Below are 25,005 nucleotides of genomic sequence, written 5' to 3' on the forward strand. Positions count from 1 at the left end.
GCCCCGTGCTCCCGGCCCCCGTCGTGTCCCCGGCCCCCGTCGTGTCCCCGGACCGCCCCGTGCCCCCGGATCTCGCCGTGCGCCGGCGCCTCGCCCCGCGCCCGGACCCCGCCCCGCCGCGCCGCGCCGCCGAACGGTGTCGTACCCCTCGGAATCCGCGGCCCGAGTCCCTACCGTGCCGTCATGCGGATCTCGACCACGATCTTCCTGACCGACGAGACCATCCCGCCCGTGCGGCTCGCCCGTGAGCTGGAGGCGCGCGGCTTCGCCGGGCTGTACCTGCCCGAGCACACCCACATCCCCGTCTCCCGGGAGACCGAGCACCCGGCCGGCGGGCCGGCCGCGCGCGAGTACGGCCGGACCCTGGACCCCTACGTGGCCCTCGCGCAGGCCGCCGCCGTCACCGAACGGCTCGCGCTCGGCACCGGCATCACGCTGCCCGCCCAGCACGACCCGATCGCGCTGGCCAAGCAGGTCGCGACCCTGGACCACCTCTCCGGCGGCCGCCTCACCCTCGGGGTCGGCTACGGCTGGAACCGCGAGGAGGCCGCCGACCACGGCGTCGCCTGGGCCACCCGCCGGGAGCTCGTGCGCGACCGCCTCGCGCTCATGCGGGCCCTGTGGGCGCCCGAGCCCACGGCGTACACCGGCGGCTTCGGGTACTCGGTGCGGGCCTCGGAGGCCTGGCCGAAGCCCGTCGGCGGCGCGCCCCGGATCCTCCTCGGCGGGGCCGCGGGGCCGAAGCTGTTCGCGGCGATCGCCGAGCAGGCGGACGGCTGGATGCCGATCGGCGGCCGCGGCCTCACGGACTCCCTGCCGGTGCTCCGCGCCGCCTGGGAGGAGGCCGGCCGCGACCCGAAGGAGCTCCAGATCGTGCCGTACGCCGTCCTCCCCACCCCCGGCAAGCTCGCCCACTACGCGGAGCTCGGCTGCCGGGAGACCGTCCTCCAGCTGCCCCCGGCCGGCGAGGCCGAGGTCCTGCGGGTCCTCGACGCGTACGCCGCGTACGTGGCATGACGAGCCCGTGACAAGCTCCGGGGACCCGCGCCGGGGTGCCGGTCCCGCTCGTATGCTCGGTGCATGACGGACCACCAGACCGACCACCAGACCGACCCCCGGAGCGATCGCCGGAGCGATCGCGGAGCCGGCCGGCAGAGCGATCACGGGGCCGGCCGGCAGGCGGACGGGCACCCCGTCCCCCCGACCGGGAACGCGATGCGCCGGGCGCTGCGGAGGGCCAGGGACGGGGTGGCGCTCGACGTCGCCGAGGCGGCGGTGCTGCTGCGGGCGCGGGGCGAGGACCTGGCGGAGCTGGTGGCGGTCGCGGGGCGGGTGCGGGACGCCGGGCTCGACGCCGCCGGGCGGCCGGGGGTGATCACGTACTCGAAGAGCGTCTTCATACCCCTCACCCGGCTCTGCCGGGACAAGTGCCACTACTGCACCTTCGTCACCGTGCCGGGGAAGCTGCGGCGCGAGGGGCACGGCATGTTCATGTCCCCGGACGAGGTCCTGGACATCGCCCGGCGCGGTGCCGAACTCGGCTGCAAGGAAGCGCTGATCACCCTCGGCGACAAGCCGGAGGACCGGTGGCCGGAGGCGCGCGAGTGGCTGGACGCGCACGGCTACGACGACACCCTCGCCTACGTGCGGGCGATGTCGGTGCGGATCCTGGAGGAGACCGGGCTGCTGCCCCACCTCAACCCGGGCGTCCTGTCCTGGACCGACTTCCAGCGGCTGAAGCCGGTCGCCCCGTCGATGGGCATGATGCTGGAGACGACCGCCACCCGGCTGTGGTCCGAGCCCGGCGGCCCGCACCACGGCTCGCCGGACAAGGAGCCGGCCCTCCGGCTGCGGGTCCTGGAGGACGCGGGCCGCTCGTCGGTCCCCTTCACCTCGGGCCTGCTGCTCGGCATCGGCGAGACGTACGAGGAGCGGGCCGAGTCGCTGTTCGCGCTCCGCCGCGTCGCCCGGGCCTACCACGGGATCCAGGAACTGATCATCCAGAACTTCCGGGCCAAGCCGGACACGGCGATGCGCTCGATGCCCGACGCCGAACTCGACGACCTGGTCGCGGCGGTGGCCGTCGCCCGCCTCGTCATGGGTCCCTCCGCCTGCCTCCAGGCGCCGCCGAACCTGGTGGACGCCGAGTACGAACGGCTGATCGAGGCCGGCATCGACGACTGGGGCGGCGTCTCCCCGCTCACCATCGACCACGTCAACCCGGAGCGCCCCTGGCCCCGGATCGACGAGCTCGCCGAGCGCTCCGCCGCCGCCGGCTTCGAGCTGCGTGAACGGCTGTGCGTCTACCCGGAGTTCGTCAAGCGAGGCGAACCGTGGCTGGACCCCCGGATCATGCCGCACGTGCGCGCGCTCGCCGACCCGCGGACGGGCCTCGCCGACCCGGACGCGGTGGTCCGCGGCCTGCCCTGGCAGGAGCCGGACGAGGCCTTCGTCCCCACCGGCCGCACCGACCTGCACACGGCCATCGACACCGAGGGCCGGACGAGCGACCGGCGCGACGACTTCGACGAGGTGTACGGCGACTGGGAGGCGCTGCGGGAGGCCGCCGCGCCCGGCATGGTCCCCGAGCGGATCGACGCCGACGTCCGCGAGGCCCTCCGGGTCGCCGCCGACGACCCGACGAAGCTCACCGACCCGCAGGCCCTGGCCCTCCTGCACGCGGACGGCCCCGCGCTCGACGCGCTCTGCGCGGTCGCGGACGACGTGCGCCGGTCCGTCTCCGGCGACGAGGTGACGTACATCGTCACCCGGAACATCAATTTCACCAACGTCTGCTACACCGGCTGCCGCTTCTGCGCCTTCGCCCAGCGGCGCACCGACGCCGACGCCTACACCCTCTCCCTCGACCAGGTCGCCGACCGCGCCCGGCAGGCGTGGGACGTCGGCGCGGTGGAGGTCTGCATGCAGGGCGGCATCCACCCCGACCTGCCCGGCACCGCCTACTTCGACATCGCCCGGGCGGTGAAGGAGCGCGTCCCCGGCATGCACGTGCACGCCTTCTCGCCGATGGAGGTCGTCAACGGCGCCACCCGCACCGGCCTGTCGATCCGCGAGTGGCTGACCGCCGCGAAGGAGGCCGGGCTCGACTCGATCCCCGGCACGGCCGCCGAGATCCTCGACGACGAGGTGCGCTGGGTGCTGACCAAGGGCAAGCTGCCCGCCGCCACCTGGATCGAGGTGATCACCACCGCGCACGAGCTGGGCATCCGGTCGAGCTCGACCATGATGTACGGGCACGTGGACCAGCCCCGGCACTGGCTGGGCCACCTCCGCACGCTCGCCTCGATCCAGCAGCGGACCGGCGGCTTCACGGAGTTCGTCACGCTCCCCTTCATCCACACCAACGCGCCCGTCTACCTCGCCGGCATCGCCCGGCCCGGCCCGACGGTCCGCGACAACCGCGCGGTGACGGCGATGGCCCGGCTCCTCCTCCACCCGCACATCCCCAACATCCAGACCAGCTGGGTGAAGCTGGGCGCGGAGGGCGCGGCGCAGATGCTGCGCTCCGGGGCGAACGACCTCGGCGGCACGCTGATGGAGGAGACCATCTCCCGCATGGCGGGGTCCAGTTACGGCTCGTACCGCTCCATCCGCGACCTGGAGGCGATCGCCGAGGCGGCCGGCCGGCCCTCCCGCCCCCGCACCACCCTCTACGGCGAGGTCCCGGCCGAGCGCCAGGCCGCCGCCCGCGCCTCGGACGGCCACCTGCCGGAACTGCTGCCGGTGATCGAGGGCTGACGGGCGCCTGCCGGCGCGGGCCTCAGCCCACGAGCAGGCGGCGCTGGAGCGTCCTCAGCTCGTGGGCGTCGAGGTCGACGCCCTTGCGCAGGTAGGCGCGGAAGGAGCCGAACTCCTCCCCGACCCGGTCGAAGGAGGCGTTGAGGTACTGCGGGCGGACGTCCAGGAGCGGCTTGTAGACGGCGGCCCGGTCGGGCGGGAGGTGGGACAGGACGGCCTCGTCGGCGGCGGCGCGGTAGGTGCCGCTGGCGAGGTAGTCGGCCATGACCGTCTCCTCGGGGACGCCGAGGGCGGTGAGGAGCGCTGCCTCGGCCCAGCCGGTGCGGTCCTTGCCGGCGGTGCAGTGGAAGAGGACGCCGTCGCCGTCCGCGATCTCGTCGAGGACGGTGGCGTACGCGGCCTTCGCCGTGGCACCGCCCACCATGAAGCGGTTGCCCTCCACCATCATCGCCTCGGCCTCCGCCGGGGATTCCGGCATCGCGGTGAAGGTGCCGCTGCCGGCCAGGACGTCGGCGACGACGTGGGTCGCGCCGGCCGGGACGCGGTCGGGGGCGGCCGCGCGCTCGGACTCCATGCGCAGGTCGAGGACGGTCCGGACGCCGAGGCGCCTCAGCTTGGCGAGGTCCGCGTCGGTCAGCCGGTCGAGCGCGTCGGAGCGGTAGACCTCGCCCATCCGCACCCACTGCCCGTCGCGGGTGCGGTAGCCGCCCGCGTCGCGGAAGTTGACCGTGCCCTGGAGCCGGATCAGCCGGTCGGCCAGGCGGAGCGGGGTGCCGCGGTCGGGGACCAGGTCGAACCAGTGGCGGTCGGCGGCCGCCCCGGTCGGGACGGTGACCGATCCCGACGCGCCGCCGCGCGCGACCGTGCGTCCCTCGGAGCGGACGGTGACGGTACGGGCGCCGGGCGCGGTCCAGGCGACGGTGGAGGTGCCGTCGGCGTGGTCGGTGACGGTCGCGGCGGTGAAGGGGATCCGGTGCCCGTCGCGCGCGGGGGAGCGGCCGGGGGCGTGCGCGGAGGCGGCCGGCGCGGCGAGGCCCAGGAGGAGGGCGGCGGCGAGCGCGGCGGAGGAGCACTTGACTCGTGTCACGGGGGTCATGCGGCGGATGGTTCAGGCCAACGGCGAACCTCGGGTGAACTACGGTCAAAAGCGGCCTGAAGGGCGTCCGATCACATAAGACTCCGCCCCCCGAACGACCGCACCCGGTCGATTACAGTGCTGCGGAGACCGGTGAGAGAGCGGGACCTCGGACGGGGGAGGGCACGTCGTGACCACCACTGCCGCGGCCGTGTGGGGCCGCACCGAACAACAGGACTTCCGCTCGCGCGTCCGCGGCTGCCTGCTCGGCGCGGCCGTCGGCGACGCTTTCGGCGCGGGCGTGCACGAGCGGACGCTGGAGGAGATCCGCGCGGAGCACGGCGCGGCGGGCCTCGCGGAACCCCCCGACGGAACCCTTCCCGTCACCGCCGCCACCCAGATGGGCCTCTTCACCGTCGACGGCCTCATCCGCGCCCACGTGCGCCGCGACGGCGGCGTCTGGCACCCGCCCACCGAGATCCACCGCGCCCATCTGCGGTGGGCCGCCACCCAGCGCGACTGGGGCCCCGACGAACGGCGCCGCGACAACGGCTGGCTCGGCCGCCAGGAGTGGCTCTACGCCCGCCGCCGGCCGCCCCGCGCCTGCCTCACCGGCCTCGGCGACGAGCGGCTCGGCACCCCGGACCGGCCCAAGAACCCCGACGCCGCCGACTCCGGCGCGCTCGCCCGCTCCGCGCCGCTCGGCCTCCTCGTCGGCTGGGAGCCGGCGCTCGTCTGCCAGCTGGCCGTCGAGTGCGCCGCGCAGACGCACGGCGCCCCGTCCGCCACGCTCGCCGCCGGCGCCCTCGCCGTCACCGTCCACGGCGCGGCCCGCGGCGCCTCCGTCGAGGCCGCCGTCGGCACGGCCCTGGGGCTGCTGGCCGCCCGCCCCGGCCACGAGCCGGTCACCGAGGCGCTCACCCGCGCCCTCGGAGCCGTACGCGAGGGCGTCCCGGACGCGGACCGCGTCACCGCCCTCGGGGCGGACGAGGACCGCGCGGAGGGACAGCTGGCCGCCGCCGTCTACTGCGCCCTCGTCGGCGAGGACGTCCGCCACGGGCTGCGCCTCGCCGCCAACCACGACGGCCCGTCCGCCGTCACCGCCGCCGTCGCCGGCGCGCTCCTCGGCGCCCAGCACGGCGAGACGGCCCTGCCGCCGGCCTGGCTGGCGGCGCTGGAGGGCCGCGGCGCGATCCTCGAACTCTCCGACGACTTCGCGATGGAACTCACCCAGGCCACCGCCCTCCACACCCCCACCTGGCACGCCCGCTACCCCACGCCCTGACCCCGCCGGGTCCCCGACCCCGCCGCGCCCCCGGCCCCACCCGGGCCCGGGCCGCGCCGGGCGCCCCGTTCCGCCCGGTGCCCCGTCCCGGCGGGCGCGGTGTCACCGCATCAGCTCGCCCGCGTTCACCAGCAGCGACTGCCCCGTGATCGCCCGCGCGCGGGGCGACGCGAGGAAGGCGACCGCGTCGGCGACGTCGCCGTCCGTGGCCAGCTCCGGCAGCGCCATGCGCGAGGTGAGGCGGGCGAGGACCTCCGCCTCCTCCACGCCCTCCGTCTGGGCCGTGAAGTGCACGAACGCCTCGACCGGCGGCCCCCACATCCACCCCGGCAGCACCGTGTTGACCCGGATCCGGTCGGGTCCGAGCTCCCGCGCCAGCGAGTACATCGCCGAGGTCAGCGCCCCCTTGGACGCGGCGTACGCGGCCTGCTGGACCTGCGTCGGCGCGGCGACGGCCGACTGCGTGCCGATGAGGACGACGGACCCGCCCCCGCCCGCCCGCAGCGCCGGCAGGCACGCCCGCGTCATCCGCAGCGTGCCGAAGAGGTTGACGTCGAAGACGGCCTGCCAGGTCGCGAAGTCGGCGTCGGCGAGCCCGCCGAAGTACGCGTCCCAGGCGGCGACGTGCACGACCGCGTCGATGCCGCCGAAGCGCGCGACGGCGAGCGCGGCGAGCGCCTCGCACTGCGTCTCGTCGGTGATGTCGGTGGCGAGGAGGGCGGTGCGCCCGCCCGCCGGGTCGATCGCGGCGGCGGTCCTGGCGAGGCTGGCCCCGGTGCGGGCGCCGAGGACCGCGTTGCCCCCGTCGCGCACCACCGCCTCCGCGACCCGGTGACCGAGTCCGGTCCCGACGCCCGACACGACGACCGTCTTCCCCTGGAGCAGCATCCGGGTGTCTCCCGCCTCTGGTCACTGATCTGACGGTCCGTCAGAGTAGGTGCCCCGAGCCGCACAGGGAAGGGAGACGGCGATGAGCGACGCCGACGCGTACGGGGAACTGGCCGCCACCGGGCCGTACGGGGTCCGCCCCGGCCACGCCCTGATCACCATGGTGGAGCCGCATCCGGGCCACGAGTACGCGTACAACCGCTGGTACGAGGACGACCACTACTACGCCGGCGCGATGGCGATGCCCTGGATGTTCGCGGGCCGCCGCTGGGTCGCCACCCGCGACCTCCAGGAGCTGCGCGTCCCGGAGAAGTCCGCCGTGGCCCAGCCCGTCACCGCGGGCTGTTACCTCTCCACGTACTGGATCACCGAGGGGCGCTACGACGCGCACATGAAGTGGACCGTCGGCATCAACAAGCGGCTCAACCGCGACGCCCGGGTCTACCACGACCGCACCCACGTCTTCACGTCCTTCCAGGACCACGAGACGACCGTGTACCGGGACGGGGCGGCCGGCCCGCGCGACTTCCACGCCCTCGACCACCCCTACGCGGGACTGATCCTCCAGGTCGTGGACTGCGCGGGTCCGAAGGAGCGCGCGGCGCTCCTCGAACGGCTCGCCGCCCGTGAGCTCCCGCGCCGGCTGGCCGGCTCGCCGGCCGCGATGGTGACCGTCTTCCGCCCCACGCCGCTGCCCGGCGACCGCATGACCTACGTGAAGCAGGTGGAGGGCGTCGACACCCGCCTCACCCTGCTCTGGTTCCTGGAGGCGGACCCGCGCGACTGCTGGGCGGCCCGCTTCGCGGACCTGGGCGCCCTCGCGGGCGACGCGGGCCGGGTGGAGCTGGTGGCGCCGTTCGTCCCGACCGTGCCGGGGACGGACCGGTACGTGGACCTGCTGAGGTGAGGTGACGGACCCCCGGACACGAGCGAGCCCTCTCGGCCAGGACGGCGGACCGGACGAGAGGGCGGCTCCACGGGTGGTGCGGTGAAGCGCGGTGGTGCGGCGGTACGAGTGGTGCGAGTGGTTCGAGTGGCGCAAGTGGTTCTGCGGACCTCAGAGGGCCCCGTTGCTCACCTGGCCGACGAAGGCGTTCCACGAGCCCGGTCCGAAAGCGAGCGACGGACCCTCGGGAGCCTTGGAGTCGCGGACGGCGATGGAGGCGACGACCGGGGACTTCACCTCGACGCACGCGCCGTTGCCGCCCGAGTAGGAGGACTTGGTCCAGTTGTCGGTGGCACCCTGGATGATGGCCATGATGTGCTCAACTCCGGTTCTGCCCGAAGGCGTCGGGATCGTCGCCGGGGTTGTCTCCACCGGCCTGATCGACGCTACTCGCCGGTCCCGAGCGACGGGACCGGCGTTCACACGACCGGGTGGCATATTCCAACCGGGCTTCCTTCGCGCGGAGTCGGGGGTGTACCGTACCTGCCCCACGTGGTTCAGACCTCTGCGCGGCCCTCAGATCCGGGCGTAGGTCTTCGCGATGTCGGCCACGAAGTCCCGGGTCTGCTCCACTCCCAGCGCCTGCGCCCGCAGGTGCTCGTACATGTAGCTGTACTTCGACACGTCCGGCCCCTTCTCCAGGTACAGGTCGCTCGTCACGCCCTCGATGTAGACGACGCTGGAGTCGGAGGCGTCCGGGAACTCCAGGATCGAGTACTGCCCGCTGATCCCCGGGTGGGCGCCCGTGTCGAAGGGCAGCACCTGCACGGTCACGTGCGGCAGGTGCGACTGCTCGACGAGGTGCTCCAACTGCTCGATCATCACCTGCCGGTTGCCGACCACGCGGCGCAGCGCGGCCTCGTCGATCACCGCCCACAGGCGCAGCGGACGCTCCTCGTCGCGGATCCGGTCCTGGCGGCGGGTGCGGACGGTGGCCCGCTTCTCGATGTCCGCGGGCGTCGACTCGGGCAGCGCGCCGGAGATGACGGCGGTGGCGTACGCGCGGGTCTGGAGCAGGCCCGGGATGATCTGCGGCTCGTAGACGCGCAGGCTCTGCGCGTCCGTCTCCAGGCCGATGTACACGCTGTACGGGATGTCGCCGAAGGCGTGCCACCAGCCCTGCTGCCGCGAGTCCTTGGCCATCTGCATGAGGGAGTTGACCATGGCCTCGTCCTCGACCTCGTACACCCCGCACAGGTCGCGCACGTCCCGCTGGCTGATGGAGCGGCGGCCGTTCTCGAGCCGGCTGATCTTGGACTGGGAGACGAGGAGGCGCTCGGCGACCTGCTCGGCCGTCATGCCCTTGCCCTCGCGGAGCTTGCGGAGCTCCTGGCCCAATCGGCGTCGCCTGACGGTGGGGTTGACACTGGACGCCACGGAAACTGCACCTCCGGCTGCTGTCTGCGATGCGTAGCTGTGAGTATCTACTGCTTGGCAGACTGCCACCAAAGGTGCGACGTGCGCCGGGAAAACGCGACAACGCCCGTACGCGGCCGCGGAGCCGGCGCGGATGTGCGGGGCGCCCGGAGGCGCCCCGCACACCTCTGTGCGGCTCCCGGATCGGTACGTGGTGCGCGGTGCGGCCGTACGGACGCGCCCGCCGCGCGTACGGCCGGACCTGCCGGCGTACGGGACGTGCCGCGTGTGCGTACGGGACGTGCTGTGCGCTGCCGGACGGGTCGCCGGCCGGGCGCATCCGCCCGGCCGGCGACCCGTCCGTGCCGGGGCCGTGCGTCCGCCTAGTGGGCGGCGGCGCGGGCCATGCTTCCGCGCGGCTGGGCGGGTACGCCCTGACCGCTGCGGCGCGGCTGTGCGGCCGCGCCGTTCTGGACGTCCATCACGGCGTGTGCCACGAGGCCGCCCATGGGGTCGTGCCGGATCAGGTCGCGCAGCCGGGACCGCGACGACCGTCCTTCGTTGCCGGGGTACAGGTGCTTGCCGAGACCGACCGCGTGGGCCAGTGCGGCGAGCGCCGCGGTCCGCGGGTCCGGCGGTACGCCGGTGCGGATCGCACTGTCCAGCCGGGCCCTGATCTCCCGGCTGATCGCCGTGTCCGTCGCCTGGTAGCGAGTCGTCGGCAGCACCCCGCACATCTGGCCCTCCACGGCATGCACCATGCCGCATCGCTCCAGATGCGAGAGATACGTCTGGCGGAGCCCCAGTCGGGGTCCGCCGATCCAATGGACGGCCCGGACCGGACTGCCGCGCCTGCGCAGCAGTTCCAGTGCGGAGTCCAGAGTCGGATCTCCGGTCGGCCGTGGCATCACCACGGCGATACGATCCCCGTCAGGGGCTATCCGTCCTGCCAGAGCCAGCTCTACTAGCTGTGCTCCGGCAAGGCCCAGATCGAGCGACTGCGGCTGCGCTGTGGTACCCGTGGTCGGGTCCAGAGCGAGCAGCAGAAGCTCCTCCGGAATGGTTCTGCGGCTCCTGCCCATCCATGCCTCCCCGCGTGGATGAATGACAGGGTGACCCCTCTCACATTCATCTGTCGAGAGTGCCTGGGTGGTTCGTCCGGGAACCAGTAGGTATGTCGTTCTCGTCTAGCACGGGAGCCAAGGGGTTCACACAGGACACTGGTAGACGGTTCGGACGTACGCATGACGCATGGAGGAGGCACGGTGGCGGGCGAGTCCCCCGACAAGGCGGAGCAGCAGGGGTCTTCGGAGGGGAAGACGACGGCGGCGGCGTCGACGGTTGCGCCCTCGGATTCCCCGGCGTCCGCGGTGTCCGCGCCGGACCGGGTGGACCAGCCGACGGCGGTCTTCAAGACCGTGGCGCCGCGCACCCCGGAGGACGACGCGGAGAAGTCCCCCGCGCGGACGGCGGAGCCGACGGGCCCGTCGGGCCCGACGGAGCCCGAGGCGTCGGCGGAGCCGCCCGGCGAGCCGGCCGGCGAGCCGGCCGGGGTGACGGTCGACCGCCTGAAGGACGCCGTGGCGGCCTGGGTCGCGACGGCGGCCGAGGACGGTCCCGCGGGCACGGCGGCGGACGCGGACCCGGCCGAGGACGAGCCCGAGGGCGCCGGGGACTCCAAGGACGCCGGCTCCGGGGCCTCTGAGGCCCCCGGGACCCCGGACGTGCCCGAGGCGCCTGTGACGGCCGGGAAGGCCGCGGAGGCTCCGGAGGCCGACGGGACCTCCGAGGAGCCCGCGAAGGCCGCCGCGGCGCCCGTGGAGGCGCCGAAGGCACCGGAGCCGTCCTGGTTCGCCACGAAGAAGACGGCGGACAAGGCGGCGACGGACAAGACGGCGGACAAGGCGGCGGACAAGGCGGCGGAGAAGCCCGCCGCGCCGTCGGCGCCGTCCGCGCCCGAGACGGCCGGCCGGCCGGAGGCCGGCTCCGGCGGCACCCCCGGGACCAAGCCCGAGTCCGGGACCGAGGCCGAGTCCGAGTCCGAGTCCGAAACCGAGTCCAAGCCCGAGGCCGAGCCCAAGACCGCGGGCCCGGTCGATCAGCCGACCACCATGTTCCGGGCCGTCCGGCCGCCGGCCAAGCCCGCCGTGGACCAGCCGACGACCGCGCTCAAGCTGCCCCGCGACCCGGCGGGCTCCGGCTCCGGCGCGGGTCCGCGTCCCGGTACGGGCTCCGGCGCCGACTCCGACAGCGAGCGGACGAGCACGTTCGTACCGCTGCGTCCGGACATCCCGGCCGACCGGAAGAAGGCGGCGGCCGACAAGCCGGCCGCGCCGAAGGCCCCCGTCGCGCCGAAGGCCCCGGTCGCCCCGACCGCGCCCGTCGCGCCGTCCCGTCCCACCGCGCCCGGTGCCTCCGAGCCCGGCACCCCGGCCTCCCCGTCGGCCGCGGCCTCCGCCGCCGCGCCCGCCCCGGCGAAGGCCGCCGTGTCCGCGCCCGCCCCGGCGCTCGGCGAGCCCGAGCGCACCCGCCAGCAGCCGCTTCCGCCGCTGCCCCCGCTCGACCTGCTGGCCGAGCTGACGAACACCCCGCCGCCGCCGCCGAACGCCTGGCGCACGACGGTGCGACGGGTCCGCATCTGGACCCCGCTGGTCCTGCTCCTCCTGATCGTCTTTGCGATCGCGCAGATGGTCCGGCCGCTGCCGGCTCCCGTGCTGAAGCTCTCCGGGTCGCCGACGTACACCTTCGCGGGCGGCGCGCTCAAGATGCCGTGGCCCGGCGAGGGCCAGGGCGCGGTGGAGGTCGAGGGCGCCGGCTCCATGGGGACGTACGGGGCGCAGAAGCCGGCCCCGATCGCCTCCGTGACGAAGACGATGACCGCCTACGTGATCCTCCGCGACCACCCGATCAAGGGGAAGCAGAAGGGCCCCGAGATCACGATCGACAAGAAGGCCGCCGAGCAGGCGAAGGCGGCGCACGAGTCGACGGCGCCGGTGAAGGAGGGCCAGACCTACACGGAGAAGGAGCTCCTGCAGCTCCTGATGATCCCGTCGGCCAACAACGTGGCCCGGCTGCTCGCGCGCTGGGACGCCGGCTCGGAGCAGGCCTTCGTCGACAAGATGAACGCCGCCGCCAAGGACCTGGGCATGACCCAGACCCGCTACACCGACCCGTCCGGCCTGCTCGACTCGACCGTCTCGACCCCGAAGGACCAGCTGAAGCTGGCGAAGGCGGTCATGCAGTACGACGTGTTCCGGGAGATCGTGGACATGCCGAACGCCACCATCGAGGGCGTCGGCTACATCGAGAACAACAACAGCCGGCTCCTGCTCAAGCCGGGTGTGAGCGGCATCAAGACCGGCTCCTCCACCCCCGCCGGCGGCAACCTGCTCTGGTCGGCCAACACGATCGTGGAGGGCCGGACCCACCGCATCCTGGGCATCGTGATGGGCGCGCAGAACGCCGACCAGCTCGGCAAGAAGCTGGAGCTGTCGCTGGACTACAGCTACGAGCTGATCAAGAAGGCGCAGGACGACGTCACGTCCGCGGCCGTCGTGAAGAAGGGGCAGGTCCTCGGCTACGTCGACGACGGCCTCGGCGGCCGGACCCCGGTCGTGGCGACGAAGGAGATCAAGGCCATCGGCTGGCCCGGCCTGGAGGTCGAGCTCTCCCTGACCGACGGCGGCAAGGCCGTCCCGCACTCCGGCAAGGCCGGGGACGTCGTCGGCACCGTCTCGATCGGCGAGGGCGCGGCCAGGGCCAGCGCCCCGGTGGCGCTCGCGTCGGACCTGGTCGAGCCCGGCTTCGACAAGAAGCTCACGCGCGTGAACTGAGCGGACGCACCCGCAGCAGGGCGCCCCGGGACGACCGGGGCGCCCTGCTGTTAGCGTCTTCGGGGGACGAGACGCGACACGCGGAGCCGCGCGGGGCGCGGGACGGGCAGAGGGAAGCAGTACGGGGCAGTACGGGAAAGGGCCGCAGCCGCAGTGACCACCGTTGAGCCGACACGGGCGAGCCGCACCGCGGCCACCGCGCCCCTCTCCCCGGAAACCTCCGACGAGGACGCCGCGCAGGACGCCGTACGACACCCCGCGCCGGACTCCGCACCGGGCTCGGCACCTGACTCCGTACCGGGCTCCGGGCAGGCGCCCGGGCGGGATGTCGAGCATCATCGGGAGGACGGACGCCCCGGCGGACGTCCCGGCGGGCGCCGGGACGGGTCGGAGCCCGCACCGGACTCCGGGGTGGCCACCGCGCCCTCCTCGGCGGCCCTTCCGGCGCCCACCCCCGCAGTATCCACCGATTCACCTTCGCGAATAGTGCTCCCGAACCAGCGCACCGCCCCCGGGCGGACCACGACCCCGGACGCGGCCACGGCCCCGTCCCCGGCGGCCCCCGCACCGCGCCGCCGCAAGCGCCGCTACCCCGTGATGGTGGCGACGGGCGTCGCCGCGCTCCTCCACGTGCTGTGGGTCTTCTACTTCGCGAACAGCGGTGGAGACCTCGCGGCGCAGGACGCCTGGGCCGAGTTCGTCGGACGGCACCCGGACTCCGCGTACAACCTGGCCTGGTACGGGGGCATGCACCCGGTCTCGTACAGCGTGGTCTCGCCGTACGTGATGTCGGTGCTCGGCGTCCGCTCGACGATGATGATCGCCGGGACGCTCTCCGCCGCGCTGACCGCGCTGATCCTGGTGCGGGTCCCGGCGGTGCGGAACCCGATGGCGTGCGCCCTCGCCGGCGTCTTCGCCTTCCTCTGCAACGCGCTGTCGGGCCGGGTGACCTTCGGGCTCGGCATGATGTTCGCGCTCGGCGCGGTCGCCGCCGTCTTCTGCTGGCCGCACCGCTGGCGCCGCAGGCGCTGGGCGAAGGCCGCGGTGGCGGCGCCGCTCGCCGGGCTCGCCACGGCGTGCAGCCCGGTCGCCGGGCTCTTCCTCGGGGTCGTGGCGGCGGCGCTCTTCCTCAACAAGCGGCGCCCGGGCGCGTACGCGATCGGCCTGGCGCCGGTGGTCGTCGTCGCGCTCTCCTCCTGGCTCTTCCCCTTCTCCGGCACGCAGCCGATGGCCTTCGCCTCGACGGTGCTGCCGCTGGTCTTCGGGATCCTCGTCCTCGTCCTCGTGCCGAAGGACTGGCGGACGGTCCGCACGGCCGCCGCCTGCTACACCGTCGGCACCTTCCTGACCTGGCTGATCGACTCCCAGATCGGGTCGAACATCTCGCGGCTCCCGATGCTCTTCGCGGGCGTGGCGCTGCTGGCGGCGCTGCCGTACACGCGCCCGCGCTCGCGCCGCTGGTACGCGCTCGTGATCGCCTTCCTCGGCCTGAACTTCTGGATCGGCTTCAAGGGCGTCGACGACGTGATCCGCACCCGCCCCGACGCCTCCTGGGCCTTCGAGGTGGCGCCGCTGATCAACCAGCTCCAGGTGCGGGAGGCGCAGAAGGCGCGCGTCGAGGTCGTCCCGGCCTCCAGCCACCGCGAGTCCTCGGCGCTCAGCCCGTACATCAACCTCGCGCGCGGCTGGAACCGCCAGGCGGACATGGAGCGCAACCCGCTCTTCTACGACGACACCCTCAACGCCGTGAACTACCACGAGTGGCTCCACCGCTGGTCCGTCCGGTACGTCGTCCTCCCCACCGGCGCCCCCGACTCGGGCGCGGCCCGGGAGGCGGAGCTCGTCGCCGAGGGCCTGCCGTACCTGAACCAGGTGTGGTCGGACGCGAACTGGCGGCTGTACGAGGTCGCCGACGCCACCCCGCTCGCCGACGCCCCGGCCCAGGTCCAGCGCGCCGCCGAGAACGAGGTGGTGCTCCGCCTCGACCGCCCGGCCCGGGTGAAGATCCGCGTGCCCTACTCGCCGTGGCTGGCGCTGATGGACGAGAACGGCGGCAAGATCGAGCCGCCGCAGGAGACGGAGGAGTCGAAGCTGGCCCGGGAGGAGTCCGAGACGGAGCTCCCGAAGGTCTTCGCCAACGAGAACGGCTGTCTGGTGAAGGCGGAGCCGGACGAGGAGGGCGACGAGTGGACCGAGCTGGTCGCCCCCAAGGCGGGCACCTACCGGCTCGCGGCCCCGTACAAGCTCTTCCCGCGCGGCACGGCCTGCCCGGAGGAACTCCGCTGAACCGTCACCGAGCGTGACCGGCGCGGTCACCCATAAGGAGGGTGAACGCGCCGCGGGACTGCGGAGGGACGGGCGGGGGCCCTAGGGTCGACCCATGCGGCAGGAACCAACTGAATCGGGGTCGGCGGACGTGGCGGACACGGGAGACGTGGCGACGGAGACCAGGCCGGACCCCGGGCGCGAGGTGCCGGAGACCCCCGGCCCGCCCAGGCGCCGCCGCCTCTCCCCGTGGGCGGAGTACCCCCTCCTGGCCGCGGTGGCGCTGGTCCTGGCCTTCCTGATCAAGACCTTCCTGGTGCAGGCCTTCCTGATCCCCTCGGGTTCGATGCAGAACACCCTCCAGGAGGACGACCGGGTCTTGGTGGACAAGCTCACCCCCTGGTTCGGCTCGGAGCCCGACCGCGGCGAGGTCGTCGTCTTCCGCGACCCCGCGGACTGGCTCGCCGGCCACGAACTGAGGCCCCCCACCACGACCCAGAAGGTCCTCGGCTTCGTCGGCCTGATGCCCGCGGCCGGCGAGCAGCACCTGATCAAGCGCGTCATCGGCGTCGGCGGCGACACGGTCGAGTGCCAGGGCACCGGCCCGCTCAAGCTCAACGGCCGGCCGCTGGACGAGCCGTACGTGTACGAGGGCAACACCCCCTGCAGCGACGACGCGGGCGGCCAGTTCAGGATCACCGTCCCCGCCGGACACCTCTGGGTCATGGGCGACCACCGCCAGCACTCCCAGGACTCCCGCTACCACCGGAACGACGGCCGCGGCGGCATGGTCCCCCTCACCGACGTGGTCGGCCGGGCCGTCGTCGTCGCCTGGCCCGTCCCCCACTGGTCCACCCTCCCGGTCCCGGACGCCTTCACCCCCGCACCCTGACCCACCCCCACCCACGCCGAAGGCCCCCCGCCGCGAACGACGGGGGGCCTTCACCGGTGCCCCCGGCAGGATTCGAACCTGCGACACCCGCTTTAGGAGTTCGATCGGGCTGCCCCAAGAGAGGGCAGTCCCCTGCTCGCGGTCGCCATCGACAGCCGCGCTGGACCGCCGTCATCCGCCGTTGTTGATGTCAGCCGCGGATGTCGAAGACCGCTCTACTCAGCCCTGGTGGACGACCTCATACTCACTGCCGGCAGCAGGTGCCAGGCTAGTTCGTTCCTCCTCCGAGAGGGCGCGCCCGGTCCTGGCGACTATCTGTCCAAGTGATTCACCCGCGCTCGCCTGGACCATCTCCGGCGTCTCCGGGTCGATGGCCACCGTGAGGAGCGCCTGGCGGGCCTGCTCGTCATCCGTGGCGTACAGATCCATGGCGGCATCGTCGCGGGCACCGATGTCGGCACCGCGATCGAGCAGCACCGTGATCAAAGCTCTCACCTGCAGGGCATCCATGGAGACCATCCTCGACGATCGGTCGGAACCTTGTGGAGGACTTCGCACCGTGCAGCAGGTACGGCGGTCTCCGCCGTCTCCACCACCGACCCTCGCTGGACTCGGGAAGCCCACCACCTCTTTAGGAGAGCGGGAGGGTGGGGCCGCATCTGACCTGCGCGGATGCTGTGGGGTTGATCGACAGCCCAGAGCCCGTCAACGCCCCTCGTTCCCCGTGGCTCCCCGCACGATCTGGCACGGATGTGGCACGGTCCTCGCCGGCGCCTGTCAGTGCCTCGGGATAGCGTCCACCTGCGCGCGGTCGGCTTCCGAGGTGTCCAGCTCTGTAGTGCAGCTGCATCCCTAGTTCTGTCCGGGGGCGGCCCGGTGCAAGCCCGGGACCCAACCGACGGCCAGGCTCCGCCGATGGCCAAGAGTGCCCTGCCAGCACCGGCCGCGCGCGAACGTTCCTAGTCTGTCTGCACGTGGCAACGGCTTCGGGGCGTGCGAGTCTTCGCCGTCTAACCAGGTCAGCGCACTGCGCGTGGCATGCCGGGCCTCATCAGTCCACGAGTGGGCCACTTTCGTGGAAGCGCGACCAGCGATCACCGCTGCGCTCGCGAAGGTCGGAAGTCGCTGGAACGCGCCTGCCCTAAGGCCAGTTGTGCCAAACTCAAAGGGCTTGGAGAGGGGCGAGGTTGATAGGGCGAGCGCCGGAACTGCAACACCAGGCCAGACCTGGCCGGATTCTTCCGGTGTTCGGACATACCGACTGTGCGGTACCAGTGTCGGACGTCAACCACCTGCACTAGATGGACCTTTGCTGATCTTCACGGACTTCCAGGGGGAGACATGTACGAGATCATCGCTGCCTTCATCGGCGGAGCATTCGCGCTTGGCGCTGCCGTCATCACCGTGCGGTGGACACGCTCACGCTCCAACAGTGATGGTCTTCCCGACCAGCTACCCCCTGCCGATGCCACCCACTCAGGTGGTACGGCAGGCAACGATTCTCATCCCATCAGCCACGCAGGGGCAGATGGCGTCACCATCAACGCTCAAAACCCTGGGCAAGTCATCGGGACGAACCACGGCACCGTATCGCAGACCAACTACCGTAACGGTAAGCGGTGAAACTCCCAACAATTGGCGCCGCAGCGTTACTTGGCCTTGCTCAAGCTATTCTCGGCGTCACTCTCGCTGTACTCGTGGCCCTGTTCAGCGTCGATCTGATTAGTAAACAGTTTCCGGAGGCGATACCGACTGTCGGCCAATTTCTCGGCGACTTGCTGGAGCTGTCATCAGATAGATATGTCGCTTCATTTGTTCGGGATCGAGTTCTGGTCTTCGTCGTCATTGGTATCGCCTTCGTCCTCTGGGTCACGCACAAGTGGCCCACGCTGGTCAAGACCATCGGGCAGGCGCTCAACCCGTTCGCCCGCGTCGGCGTGGCCGCTGTCTCAGCCGCCGCCGCCGTCTTGGTCGCGCTCATTTTGGCCGGCCCGCTCGGTCAGTCCAGAACGAAAGGTGAGTGTGTCTCGTCCTTTGAGCTGCGCGTGGACCGTACGCCCTCGCTAGTGAGCAACACCGCATGCGGGGAGGGGGAAGATGGCGGAACTCCCCGCAATTGACCAATACATTCAAACTAACAACGGTCGCGTCTATCAGACGATCATCAACAATGAGGGAATTGACGAGGGGACCAAGCGGCAGCTGAGGCGTCTGGCCGTCTCCGCGCCCGAGATGTTGTCGAAGCTGGATGCGATGCTGGAGAAAACGGGCGACTCAAAGGCGGCGGCAGCGCTGATCCGGGATGCGGGCAACATCCTGTCCAGTAAGGAGGAGTCATCGACCCTCTTCACGGATGCAGGTGATGATCCCATGTTTCCAGGCAAGGGCGAGCGTGAGCTTCGTAAGGCCATCGCTGCTCCGTTTCTAGTGATCATCGTGGCCGTCGCCCTGATCCTCTGGCTCTGACCTCTCGCGCTTGATGGCGAATGGCGGTTCTGCGGGGTGCGGCGGTAGCTATCCCCTCATGAGGGTTCGCCTCTTCCGCTGCGGCGTGGTCAGCCAGCCAGGCTCCGGACACCTGGTCTCGTGCACCTCGCCTGCGGATCGGACCGGCAAGAGACAACGGGCCCCAGCCACAGTCTGCCCCGCTCCCATCCCGTCTGCCGTCGACCCACACACCGTGGAGCAGGCGCGGTGCCGGGCGTCCAGGTGGAGCGCGCCACTGTACGAACGACCTGGACGCCCGGTGCCGTGTCTGCTCGGCTCTGCCTGGGTCGACGGCAGATGGGATGGGAGCCCCCACCGACACAACCCACCGGCCGGCACCCGCCCACGGACCCCCTCCATCCCGGAGCCTGAGCGCCCCCGCCGGAGGCATCGTCCTGAGCCGCGCCCGTGTACAGGATCGGCCGCATCGTGGTTCGTCACCCATCAACCCGAGCTGTCAGGCGTGCGGCCGGCGGTCGGGCTGGAGCGGGGCGGAGACAGGAGCGCAGGCCCGGGCGACGGGCCGCGCGCGCCGCGCCGTGCGCGGCGGGTGCCTTGATGAGGTAGAGAAATCTATGAGGTAGAGAAATCTGTAACAGCTGCCCCGGGGCGGGTCCTTCAGGTGGTGGGCTCCTGGGGCTTGCCTTCGTCGTCTCGGAGGAGGCGGCTTGTGTAGCCGTTCTGGGACAGGCGGGCGTACGCGTCGCGCACGGCGGTGGGGGTCTGCTGGCTGATCATGAATCCCTGCTCCGGGTAGATCAGTAGTCGTTGCTGGGCTCCGACGAGCATGTCGATGACCAGGCGGGCGTCCCCGATGGAGTCCATGTAGTCCCGGAGTGTCATAGGGCTTGATGCGCTGATGATCTCGACCTCCGGCCACAGCTTGCGCGCCGTGGCGTAGGCCCGTCGCTCCTCGTAGGGCTTGCTGACCAGGAGGATGGAGGAGACGTCGATGCCGGCCTCGGTGAGGAGCTCTCGGGAGAAGAGGATGTTCTCGCCTGTGTTCCGGGCTCGCGGCTCGACCATCACCGCCGAGACGGGGACGCCCAGTTCGATTGCTCGCTCCTGGTAGTGCAGGGCTTCGCCGCGGGGCATCCGTTCGCGCGTCGTTGGACTGGTCGCTCCGGTGAAGACGAGAAGGGGGGCCATGCCGCGCCGGTACAGATCGGCGGTGGCGTCGGCCACGCCCAGGTCGTGACTGCCGAGTCCGATAGCGACCGAGCAGGGCCGGGGTGTGTGGTGCATCTGCTGGTAGTCCCAGAGGAGTTCCGTGTCGGCCCAGTCCTGCGCGGAGATCACTGCGTCTCGTCCCTGTCCGCTGCCGAGTCCGGCACCTTGAAGTCGTACTCCCAGGCGAAGCGGGAGGCGGCGTGGATGCCGATGGCGAACTCCACCACCGTGCCGGCGGCCGTGTACGTCGTCCTGTGGAGCTCCACGACGGGCTCGCCGGGCGGAAGCTGGAGGAGTTTCACCTCGTCCGCAGTGGGTGTGCGGGCGAAGAGTGATTCCTTCATGTGGTCGATCTCGTAACCGGCGTCGTACAGGACGCGGTATCCGCCGCCTCGGCCGGCCGGACCGGGGGTGGGGTCGACCAAGCGCGTGCCTTCGACGTGCTCGGGGCGGTAGTAGCTGGTCAGGGTGTGCGTCGGCTGTTCGCCTTCCTTGACCAGGCGGGCCCGCGCGTAGACCGGAGCTCCCGTTTCCAGGCCGTGGGCTGCGGCCACTGTGGCAGGAGCTTCGACAAGGCTGACGGTCTGGGTCTGCTCGTTGCGGCGGTACGTCCGGCCCGACGCGACCCGGTCCGCGATGAACGCCACCTCGTCGCCGTCTCGCCACTTCGCCTTGTCGTAGCGCGCGATGCCGAGACGCTTGAGCGGCACCTGCTGACGTACGACGGTTCCATGGCCGCGAGTCGAGGTGACCAGGCCTTCCGCTTCGAGGGCCTTATACGCCGCGTGGACGGTGACCTTCGAACCCTTGCCCTGCTCGACCAGCTTCCTGATCTGCGGCAACTGTTGCCCGGGCTGGTATTCACCACTCCTGATCTGCTCGGCCAGCTCGTCTGCCAGCTCCCGCCACTTGGGCGCCATCTCGAACCCCTCTCAACGAGAACCAGTCAAACACAGTCCTAGGACTGTTGACAGTCCTAGGACTGCGGGCCACTATCTACTCAGTCGCCTCGCAGTCCTAGGACAGCGGGGCTGGCAGTTCCCATTTGGGCTGCCCCACAACGTAGGGAGTTCTGATGCCGTCCTTCAAGATCGACCTTTCTACCGCCGTCGTGTTCGTCGCGACCGCTCCCACGCCGAAGCTCGTGAGCAAGCAGACCGGTGAGCGCGCTACGGACCGGGAGACCGGTGCCGGTCTCTCGACGGTGGGCCTGCTGATCTCGGATGAGGGGGAGGGCAACCTCTACCAGGTGACGGTCCCGGAGACCGGTCTCCCGGACGGGCTCGCGCCGGGTATGCCGGTGTCGGTGATCGGGCTCAAGGCCCGGGACTGGGAGAACACGTTCAACGGCCAGACCCGTCACGGCATCTCGTTCCGCGCCGTCGCGGTCACCCCGATGGGCGCCTGATCATGACCGACGTCGCGACCTTATGGGAGATCGGCCTCCCGCTCGCCGGAGCCGCCGGCGGCCTCGGATACGCCAGGACCCGAGCGCCCCGGGTGTTCTGGTCGTTGATCGGCCTGCCGATCACGCGGGTGCGGTTCACGATGACGTACCACGCGACGATGGACGTGTGCGGGCTGACGGTCCAGCCGTCTCGCCTGCGGGCGTTCATGGTCCGCAACATCGCCCGCCGCCCCGACGTCCAGCCCGTTCCGCCGAGGATCCGCCGGGTGCGGGGCACCTCGACCGGCCTGCGGGTCACCCTGCGGCTCCCGGCCGGCCTGGAGCCCGCTGACGTGATGGCGGCCTCCGAGCGGCTGCGGCACGCTTGGGGCGTCCACTCGGTCAACGTCACCGTCACCAAGCCCGGCTTCGTGGAACTGCGGATGACCGGCTACGACGTCCTGAACCGGGTGCGGATGCCGCGCCGGCGCCCCGCTGGGCTGCTGGTGGTGCCGGTCGCGCTGCGGGAGGACGGGACGGCATTCGTCCGGGACTACCTCAAGGTCCCGCACGCGCTGACCCTCGGCGCGAACCAGACCGGTAAGTCCATGTACCAGCGCAACCTCATCGCCGGACTCGCCCGGCTGCCGGTCGCCCTGGTCGGCATCGACTGCAAGCGCGGAGTCGAGCACCGCGGCTACGCGCCCCGGCTGTCCGCCCTCGCGACCACCCCGGAGGAAGCCGACGGTCTCCTGGACGCCCTGGTGGGCGAGATGGAGGACCGCTTCGACCTCCTCAGCGATCGCGGGGTCGCCGACATCTGGGCCCTGCCCGAGGAGGTCCGTCCGGCGCCGGTGGTGGTCCTGGTGGACGAGGTCGCGGAACTCTTCCTGACCGCGACGAAGAAGGACGAGGAACGCCGGGACCGGATGGTCACGCAGTTGATTCGCCTCGGCCAGCTCGCCCGCGCCGCCGGCATCTTCCTCGAAGTCTGCGGCCAGCGCTTCGGCTCCGACCTCGGCAAGGGCGCCACCGCCCTGCGCGCCCAGCTCACCGGCCGGACCGTGCACCGCGTCAACGACAAGCAGACCGCCGAGATGGGCGTCGGCGACATCGCCCCCGACGCCGTCGTCACGGTCCTGACGATCCCGCCCGACCGGCCCGGCATCGCCGTCGCCGGGGACACCTCCGGGGGCTGGTCCCGCATTCGCACCCCGATCCTCACCGCCGCCGAAGCGGCCGAGATCTGCGCCGCCCACGCCCACCTCACCCCGTACCTTCCCGCCCTCGCCGCCCACCGCCCCGTCATGCCGGTGCACGTGGAGGAGTCGGATACGGCACCCCTGGTGAAGCCGAACCCGGCCACCGCCTAGCAGCACCCCACCCCTCGGTCGGCGTGACCGTCTCACGCCAGGTCCCTACCCGACCCATGCCCGAAAGGAGGTGAACCGTGCTGCGAACCCTTCGCCTCGACGCCGTCCTGATCCAGGCCGTCATCGCCGGCGCCCTGTCCTTCGCCCACCTGCACGACCTGGCCGAAGCGGCCGGACAGGACGGATGGAAGGCGTGGGCCTACCCGGTCTCCGTCGACCTCCTCCTCGTCGCCGCCTGGCGCCGGATGCGCACCGACACCGACAACCGGGACGCCTGGCTCTGGTTCGCCATCGCCCTGATCGCGTCCCTCGGCGCCAACGTCGCCACCGCCGGACTCCTCGACATGAACAACGTCCCCGCCTGGCTGCGGATCCTCGTCGCCGGATGGCCCGCCATCGCCTTCCTCGGCGGCACCCTCCTCGCCCACGCCCACCCCGCCCCCGAACCCGCCCACACCTCTGAGCCCGTACCGGCGCCGGAACCTACCGCTGAGATGACCGTCGAACGCGCCCCGGAACCGGCCCCCGAACTCCCGCCGGCCGACCCCGCCCCGGCCGAACTCACGCCGGAACCCGCACCGCAGGAAGAACACCCCGAACCCGCCCCCGAGCCCGCTCCTGCCGTGGTGCCTGCCGTGGCGGTGCCGCCCGCGCTGATGGCTCACGCCCAGAAGATCGCGGACGCGCACCGGGCCCAGACCGGCCGGCCGATCGATGCGGAAACCCTCCGCGCCCGCCACGGCATGCCCCCGGCCCTCGCCGACTCCATCGCCCTCCAGCTCGCCTGACCCAGGAAGGAGGTAAGACCCGTGCGACCCAACCGTTTCCACCACGTCATCAAGCTCGGCCCGGTGCAGGTCGGCACCCACCATGACGGCCGGGGCCGGACCAAGCACACCGCCGTGTGTACGGCCCCCGGCTGTGACTTCTCCGCCGACTACAACACCCGCGCCGCCGCCGAGCTCGCCGCCCGTACCCACCGCTGCAACCCCCGCTGAACCCGAAGGAGCCCGTCTCGTGGACGTCCCGCTCTGGCTCGCCCTGATCGTCGTCGGCGGCCTCGGAATCAAGCTCATCCGCCCGCCCTGGTGGCTCGTCGCCGTCCTCCTCCTCGGCGGTTACCTCCTCGCCGACAGCCTCCTCACCCCGCTCATCGACCCCATCGCCAAGTAGGGAGAACCCGCCATGCTCCAGCCCCGCATCCCGGTCAACCCGCTCCCCACCGGCCACCCCATCCCCCTCACCGACATCGAGCCCGCGGCCACCCCGGCCCCGGCCATCACCCCGGCTCCCGTCCCCGTCCCGGCCACCACGCCCCGCAGCTCGGTCCAGCTCACCCCGGGCAGCGCGGTCGCCCTCGCCGCCGGCGGCGGTGCCGTCGTCCTGGTCGTCGGCGCCGTCCTGGTCTCCATGCTCCTGGCGGTCGCCATCACCGGTGTCTCCGTCGCCGTGTGCGCCGTCGTCCTCAAGTCCCTGCTCAACCAGGAAAGGAAGCGCTGACATGGGCCTGTTCAGCCGCAAGACGAATGACCCCCCGGCCAACCCGCAGATGGCCGAGCTGGGTCGCGAGTACGCCATCGCCAAGCGCCACGGCGACCGCAAGGCCATGAACCGGATCAACCGCCAGCTCGGAACTTCCGAGCCCAGCTCCGCAGACCGGGCCTCGTTCCAGCAGGGCCGCGACGCCTATGACGCCATCCCGCCTATCAAGACCCGCAACCGTCGCAAGGGCCGGTGAACCTCATGGACACGCAGACGATCGCCGCCGCTGGGTTACCCGCCCTCGGGTGGGCCCTGCACGGCGGACTCCTCTGGCGCCGCCTGGCCACCGCCCGACGCGACCCCCTGACCGGCCTGCACACCCGCACCGGCTGGACCACCCGCGCCGAACACCTGCTGAACAAGCACCCTGCCGCGCTCGTCCTGCTGGTCGACCTGGACGACTTCAAGGCCATCAACGACACCCACGGGCACGCCGCCGGAGACGCGGTCCTCACCGCCACCGCCCACCGGCTGAGCGCCTGGTGCGGCCGGCACGGCATCGCCGCCCGCCTCGGCGGAGACGAGTTCGCCGCCATCGTCACCAACCTCGGCGCCGTCAGCCTCTTCGACCTGTGGACCGCCCTCGACCAGCCCGTCGAGCACCACGGTCACGTCCTGCCGGTCTCCGCCTCGGTCGGCCACTGCTACCGGGCCGAACTGCCGGTCCCCACCCTCACCGACGCCCTCTCGGCGGCCGACGCCTCGATGTACGCGGCCAAGGGCCACGGCAGGCGCAACGCACGCTAA

26 protein-coding genes are annotated in these 25,005 nt (G+C 72.1%); 18 read left to right on the forward strand and 8 right to left on the reverse strand.

Annotated elements, in window-relative coordinates:
• Window positions 1-183: 183 nt before the first annotated feature.
• Both IE287_RS28970 and IE287_RS28975 read left to right on the forward strand, forming a co-directional pair.
• On the forward strand, window positions 184-1,017 hold the full coding sequence (locus IE287_RS28970) for a TIGR03619 family F420-dependent LLM class oxidoreductase (RefSeq protein WP_189852180.1): 834 nt from the start codon (window positions 184-186) through the stop codon (window positions 1,015-1,017).
• Between the two features lie 63 nt (window positions 1,018-1,080).
• Window positions 1,081-3,759 (forward strand): bifunctional FO biosynthesis protein CofGH, encoded by a 2,679-nt coding sequence (locus IE287_RS28975; protein ID WP_268255001.1) that lies wholly within the window; start codon window positions 1,081-1,083, stop codon window positions 3,757-3,759.
• 22 nt (window positions 3,760-3,781) lie between these two features.
• Here IE287_RS28975 and IE287_RS28980 read toward each other — a convergent pair whose 3' ends face one another.
• Window positions 3,782-4,855, reverse strand: a complete 1,074-nt coding sequence (locus tag IE287_RS28980) for a tyrosine-protein phosphatase (protein WP_189852181.1) — start codon at window positions 4,853-4,855, stop codon at window positions 3,782-3,784.
• 169 nt (window positions 4,856-5,024) lie between these two features.
• Between IE287_RS28980 and IE287_RS28985 the strand changes: the two genes are divergently transcribed.
• A complete protein-coding gene (locus IE287_RS28985; protein ID WP_189852182.1) occupies window positions 5,025-6,119 on the forward strand; it encodes an ADP-ribosylglycohydrolase family protein in 1,095 nt (364 codons plus the stop codon).
• Between the two features lie 102 nt (window positions 6,120-6,221).
• Here the strand turns inward: IE287_RS28985 and IE287_RS28990 are convergent, their stop codons facing one another.
• On the reverse strand, window positions 6,222-7,007 hold the full coding sequence (locus tag IE287_RS28990; RefSeq protein WP_189852183.1) for an SDR family oxidoreductase: 786 nt from the start codon (window positions 7,005-7,007) through the stop codon (window positions 6,222-6,224).
• Between the two features lie 82 nt (window positions 7,008-7,089).
• Here IE287_RS28990 and IE287_RS28995 point away from each other — a divergent pair, with 82 nt between their 5' ends.
• The gene (locus IE287_RS28995; protein WP_189852184.1) at window positions 7,090-7,914 is read left to right on the forward strand and encodes a hypothetical protein; all 825 of its coding nucleotides are present in this window, start codon (window positions 7,090-7,092) and stop codon (window positions 7,912-7,914) included.
• 150 nt (window positions 7,915-8,064) lie between these two features.
• Here the strand turns inward: IE287_RS28995 and IE287_RS29000 are convergent, their stop codons facing one another.
• The 3 genes from IE287_RS29000 to IE287_RS29010 all read right to left on the reverse strand — a co-directional run bounded on the left by IE287_RS29000 (window position 8,065) and on the right by IE287_RS29010 (window position 10,391).
• Window positions 8,065-8,265, reverse strand: coding sequence for a DUF397 domain-containing protein (locus IE287_RS29000; RefSeq protein WP_189852185.1), 201 nt, complete (start codon window positions 8,263-8,265; stop codon window positions 8,065-8,067).
• A 204-nt stretch (window positions 8,266-8,469) separates the two neighbouring features.
• A complete protein-coding gene (locus IE287_RS29005; RefSeq protein WP_189852186.1) occupies window positions 8,470-9,330 on the reverse strand; it encodes a helix-turn-helix domain-containing protein in 861 nt (286 codons plus the stop codon).
• A gap of 362 nt (window positions 9,331-9,692) precedes the next feature.
• On the reverse strand, window positions 9,693-10,391 hold the full coding sequence (locus IE287_RS29010) for a GOLPH3/VPS74 family protein (RefSeq protein WP_169094262.1): 699 nt from the start codon (window positions 10,389-10,391) through the stop codon (window positions 9,693-9,695).
• 162 nt (window positions 10,392-10,553) lie between these two features.
• Between IE287_RS29010 and IE287_RS29015 the strand changes: the two genes are divergently transcribed.
• The 3 genes from IE287_RS29015 to lepB all read left to right on the forward strand — a co-directional run bounded on the left by IE287_RS29015 (window position 10,554) and on the right by lepB (window position 16,299).
• Window positions 10,554-13,142, forward strand: coding sequence for a D-alanyl-D-alanine carboxypeptidase family protein (locus tag IE287_RS29015; protein ID WP_229883797.1), 2,589 nt, complete (start codon window positions 10,554-10,556; stop codon window positions 13,140-13,142).
• A gap of 597 nt (window positions 13,143-13,739) precedes the next feature.
• Window positions 13,740-15,428: a DUF8823 domain-containing protein gene (locus IE287_RS29020; RefSeq protein WP_189852214.1), complete on the forward strand. Its 1,689-nt coding sequence runs from the start codon at window positions 13,740-13,742 to the stop codon at window positions 15,426-15,428.
• Between the two features lie 130 nt (window positions 15,429-15,558).
• Window positions 15,559-16,299 (forward strand): signal peptidase I, encoded by a 741-nt coding sequence (lepB, locus tag IE287_RS29025; RefSeq protein ID WP_373307919.1) that lies wholly within the window; start codon window positions 15,559-15,561, stop codon window positions 16,297-16,299.
• A gap of 219 nt (window positions 16,300-16,518) precedes the next feature.
• Here the strand turns inward: lepB and IE287_RS29030 are convergent, their stop codons facing one another.
• On the reverse strand, window positions 16,519-16,809 hold the full coding sequence (locus IE287_RS29030) for a hypothetical protein (protein WP_189852188.1): 291 nt from the start codon (window positions 16,807-16,809) through the stop codon (window positions 16,519-16,521).
• A gap of 831 nt (window positions 16,810-17,640) precedes the next feature.
• Between IE287_RS29030 and IE287_RS29035 the strand changes: the two genes are divergently transcribed.
• The 3 genes from IE287_RS29035 to IE287_RS29045 all read left to right on the forward strand — a co-directional run bounded on the left by IE287_RS29035 (window position 17,641) and on the right by IE287_RS29045 (window position 18,765).
• Window positions 17,641-17,922 (forward strand): hypothetical protein, encoded by a 282-nt coding sequence (locus IE287_RS29035; RefSeq protein ID WP_189852189.1) that lies wholly within the window; start codon window positions 17,641-17,643, stop codon window positions 17,920-17,922.
• Window positions 17,923-17,996: 74 nt separating this feature from the next.
• On the forward strand, window positions 17,997-18,419 hold the full coding sequence (locus IE287_RS29040; RefSeq protein ID WP_189852190.1) for a hypothetical protein: 423 nt from the start codon (window positions 17,997-17,999) through the stop codon (window positions 18,417-18,419).
• Window positions 18,397-18,765: a hypothetical protein gene (locus tag IE287_RS29045; protein ID WP_189852191.1), complete on the forward strand. Its 369-nt coding sequence runs from the start codon at window positions 18,397-18,399 to the stop codon at window positions 18,763-18,765. Before IE287_RS29040 ends, IE287_RS29045 begins: the two co-directional genes overlap by 23 nt.
• Before the next feature lie 639 nt (window positions 18,766-19,404).
• Here IE287_RS29045 and IE287_RS29050 read toward each other — a convergent pair.
• Together IE287_RS29050 and IE287_RS29055 are read right to left on the reverse strand one after the other, a co-directional pair.
• Window positions 19,405-20,085 carry a YdcF family protein gene (locus IE287_RS29050; protein ID WP_189852192.1) on the reverse strand — a complete coding sequence of 227 codons (681 nt, stop codon included), beginning with the start codon at window positions 20,083-20,085 and terminating at the stop codon, window positions 19,405-19,407.
• Complete coding sequence (locus IE287_RS29055) at window positions 20,082-20,876, reverse strand: GntR family transcriptional regulator (protein WP_189852193.1); 795 nt, start codon at window positions 20,874-20,876, stop codon at window positions 20,082-20,084. Before IE287_RS29055 ends, IE287_RS29050 begins: the two co-directional genes overlap by 4 nt.
• A 155-nt stretch (window positions 20,877-21,031) precedes the next feature.
• On the opposite strand from IE287_RS29055, the gene IE287_RS29060 reads away from it, so the two are divergent.
• From IE287_RS29060 to IE287_RS29095, 8 genes are all read left to right on the forward strand, one after another.
• Window positions 21,032-21,364: an SCO3933 family regulatory protein gene (locus tag IE287_RS29060; RefSeq protein WP_189852194.1), complete on the forward strand. Its 333-nt coding sequence runs from the start codon at window positions 21,032-21,034 to the stop codon at window positions 21,362-21,364.
• A gap of 2 nt (window positions 21,365-21,366) precedes the next feature.
• The gene (locus tag IE287_RS29065; RefSeq protein WP_189852195.1) at window positions 21,367-22,716 is read left to right on the forward strand and encodes an FtsK/SpoIIIE domain-containing protein; all 1,350 of its coding nucleotides are present in this window, start codon (window positions 21,367-21,369) and stop codon (window positions 22,714-22,716) included.
• An 80-nt stretch (window positions 22,717-22,796) separates the two neighbouring features.
• On the forward strand, window positions 22,797-23,504 hold the full coding sequence (locus IE287_RS29070) for a DUF2637 domain-containing protein (RefSeq protein ID WP_189852215.1): 708 nt from the start codon (window positions 22,797-22,799) through the stop codon (window positions 23,502-23,504).
• A gap of 21 nt (window positions 23,505-23,525) precedes the next feature.
• Window positions 23,526-23,714 carry a mobile element transfer protein gene (locus IE287_RS29075; protein ID WP_189852196.1) on the forward strand — a complete coding sequence of 63 codons (189 nt, stop codon included), beginning with the start codon at window positions 23,526-23,528 and terminating at the stop codon, window positions 23,712-23,714.
• A 19-nt stretch (window positions 23,715-23,733) separates the two neighbouring features.
• The gene (locus IE287_RS29080) at window positions 23,734-23,889 is read left to right on the forward strand and encodes a hypothetical protein (RefSeq protein WP_107645442.1); all 156 of its coding nucleotides are present in this window, start codon (window positions 23,734-23,736) and stop codon (window positions 23,887-23,889) included.
• Between the two features lie 12 nt (window positions 23,890-23,901).
• On the forward strand, window positions 23,902-24,216 hold the full coding sequence (locus IE287_RS29085; RefSeq protein ID WP_189852197.1) for a SpdD-like protein: 315 nt from the start codon (window positions 23,902-23,904) through the stop codon (window positions 24,214-24,216).
• Between the two features lies 1 nt (window position 24,217).
• Window positions 24,218-24,454, forward strand: a complete 237-nt coding sequence (locus IE287_RS29090; protein WP_189852198.1) for a hypothetical protein — start codon at window positions 24,218-24,220, stop codon at window positions 24,452-24,454.
• 5 nt (window positions 24,455-24,459) lie between these two features.
• Complete coding sequence (locus IE287_RS29095; RefSeq protein WP_189852199.1) at window positions 24,460-25,005, forward strand: GGDEF domain-containing protein; 546 nt, start codon at window positions 24,460-24,462, stop codon at window positions 25,003-25,005.

Source organism: Streptomyces omiyaensis, from assembly GCF_014650895.1.
Lineage (GTDB): Bacteria > Actinomycetota > Actinomycetes > Streptomycetales > Streptomycetaceae > Streptomyces > Streptomyces omiyaensis.

What these genes read in the sequence shown, in the direction of transcription:
- IE287_RS28970 (WP_189852180.1), top strand. Translation starts at nt 184, where the DNA reads ATGCGGATCTCGACCACGATCTTCCTGACCGACGAGACCATCCCGCCC.
- IE287_RS28975 (WP_268255001.1), top strand. Translation starts at nt 1,081, where the DNA reads ATGACGGACCACCAGACCGACCACCAGACCGACCCCCGGAGCGATCGC.
- IE287_RS28980 (WP_189852181.1), bottom strand. Translation starts at nt 4,855, where the DNA reads ATGACCCCCGTGACACGAGTCAAGTGCTCCTCCGCCGCGCTCGCCGCC.
- IE287_RS28990 (WP_189852183.1), bottom strand. Translation starts at nt 7,007, where the DNA reads ATGCTGCTCCAGGGGAAGACGGTCGTCGTGTCGGGCGTCGGGACCGGA.
- IE287_RS28995 (WP_189852184.1), top strand. Translation starts at nt 7,090, where the DNA reads ATGAGCGACGCCGACGCGTACGGGGAACTGGCCGCCACCGGGCCGTAC.
- IE287_RS29000 (WP_189852185.1), bottom strand. Translation starts at nt 8,265, where the DNA reads ATGGCCATCATCCAGGGTGCCACCGACAACTGGACCAAGTCCTCCTAC.
- IE287_RS29010 (WP_169094262.1), bottom strand. Translation starts at nt 10,391, where the DNA reads ATGGGCAGGAGCCGCAGAACCATTCCGGAGGAGCTTCTGCTGCTCGCT.
- IE287_RS29015 (WP_229883797.1), top strand. Translation starts at nt 10,554, where the DNA reads ATGACGCATGGAGGAGGCACGGTGGCGGGCGAGTCCCCCGACAAGGCG.
- IE287_RS29020 (WP_189852214.1), top strand. Translation starts at nt 13,740, where the DNA reads ATGGTGGCGACGGGCGTCGCCGCGCTCCTCCACGTGCTGTGGGTCTTC.
- IE287_RS29030 (WP_189852188.1), bottom strand. Translation starts at nt 16,809, where the DNA reads ATGGATGCCCTGCAGGTGAGAGCTTTGATCACGGTGCTGCTCGATCGC.
- IE287_RS29035 (WP_189852189.1), top strand. Translation starts at nt 17,641, where the DNA reads ATGTACGAGATCATCGCTGCCTTCATCGGCGGAGCATTCGCGCTTGGC.
- IE287_RS29045 (WP_189852191.1), top strand. Translation starts at nt 18,397, where the DNA reads ATGGCGGAACTCCCCGCAATTGACCAATACATTCAAACTAACAACGGT.
- IE287_RS29055 (WP_189852193.1), bottom strand. Translation starts at nt 20,876, where the DNA reads ATGGCGCCCAAGTGGCGGGAGCTGGCAGACGAGCTGGCCGAGCAGATC.
- IE287_RS29060 (WP_189852194.1), top strand. Translation starts at nt 21,032, where the DNA reads ATGCCGTCCTTCAAGATCGACCTTTCTACCGCCGTCGTGTTCGTCGCG.
- IE287_RS29065 (WP_189852195.1), top strand. Translation starts at nt 21,367, where the DNA reads ATGACCGACGTCGCGACCTTATGGGAGATCGGCCTCCCGCTCGCCGGA.
- IE287_RS29085 (WP_189852197.1), top strand. Translation starts at nt 23,902, where the DNA reads ATGCTCCAGCCCCGCATCCCGGTCAACCCGCTCCCCACCGGCCACCCC.
- IE287_RS29090 (WP_189852198.1), top strand. Translation starts at nt 24,218, where the DNA reads ATGGGCCTGTTCAGCCGCAAGACGAATGACCCCCCGGCCAACCCGCAG.
- IE287_RS29095 (WP_189852199.1), top strand. Translation starts at nt 24,460, where the DNA reads ATGGACACGCAGACGATCGCCGCCGCTGGGTTACCCGCCCTCGGGTGG.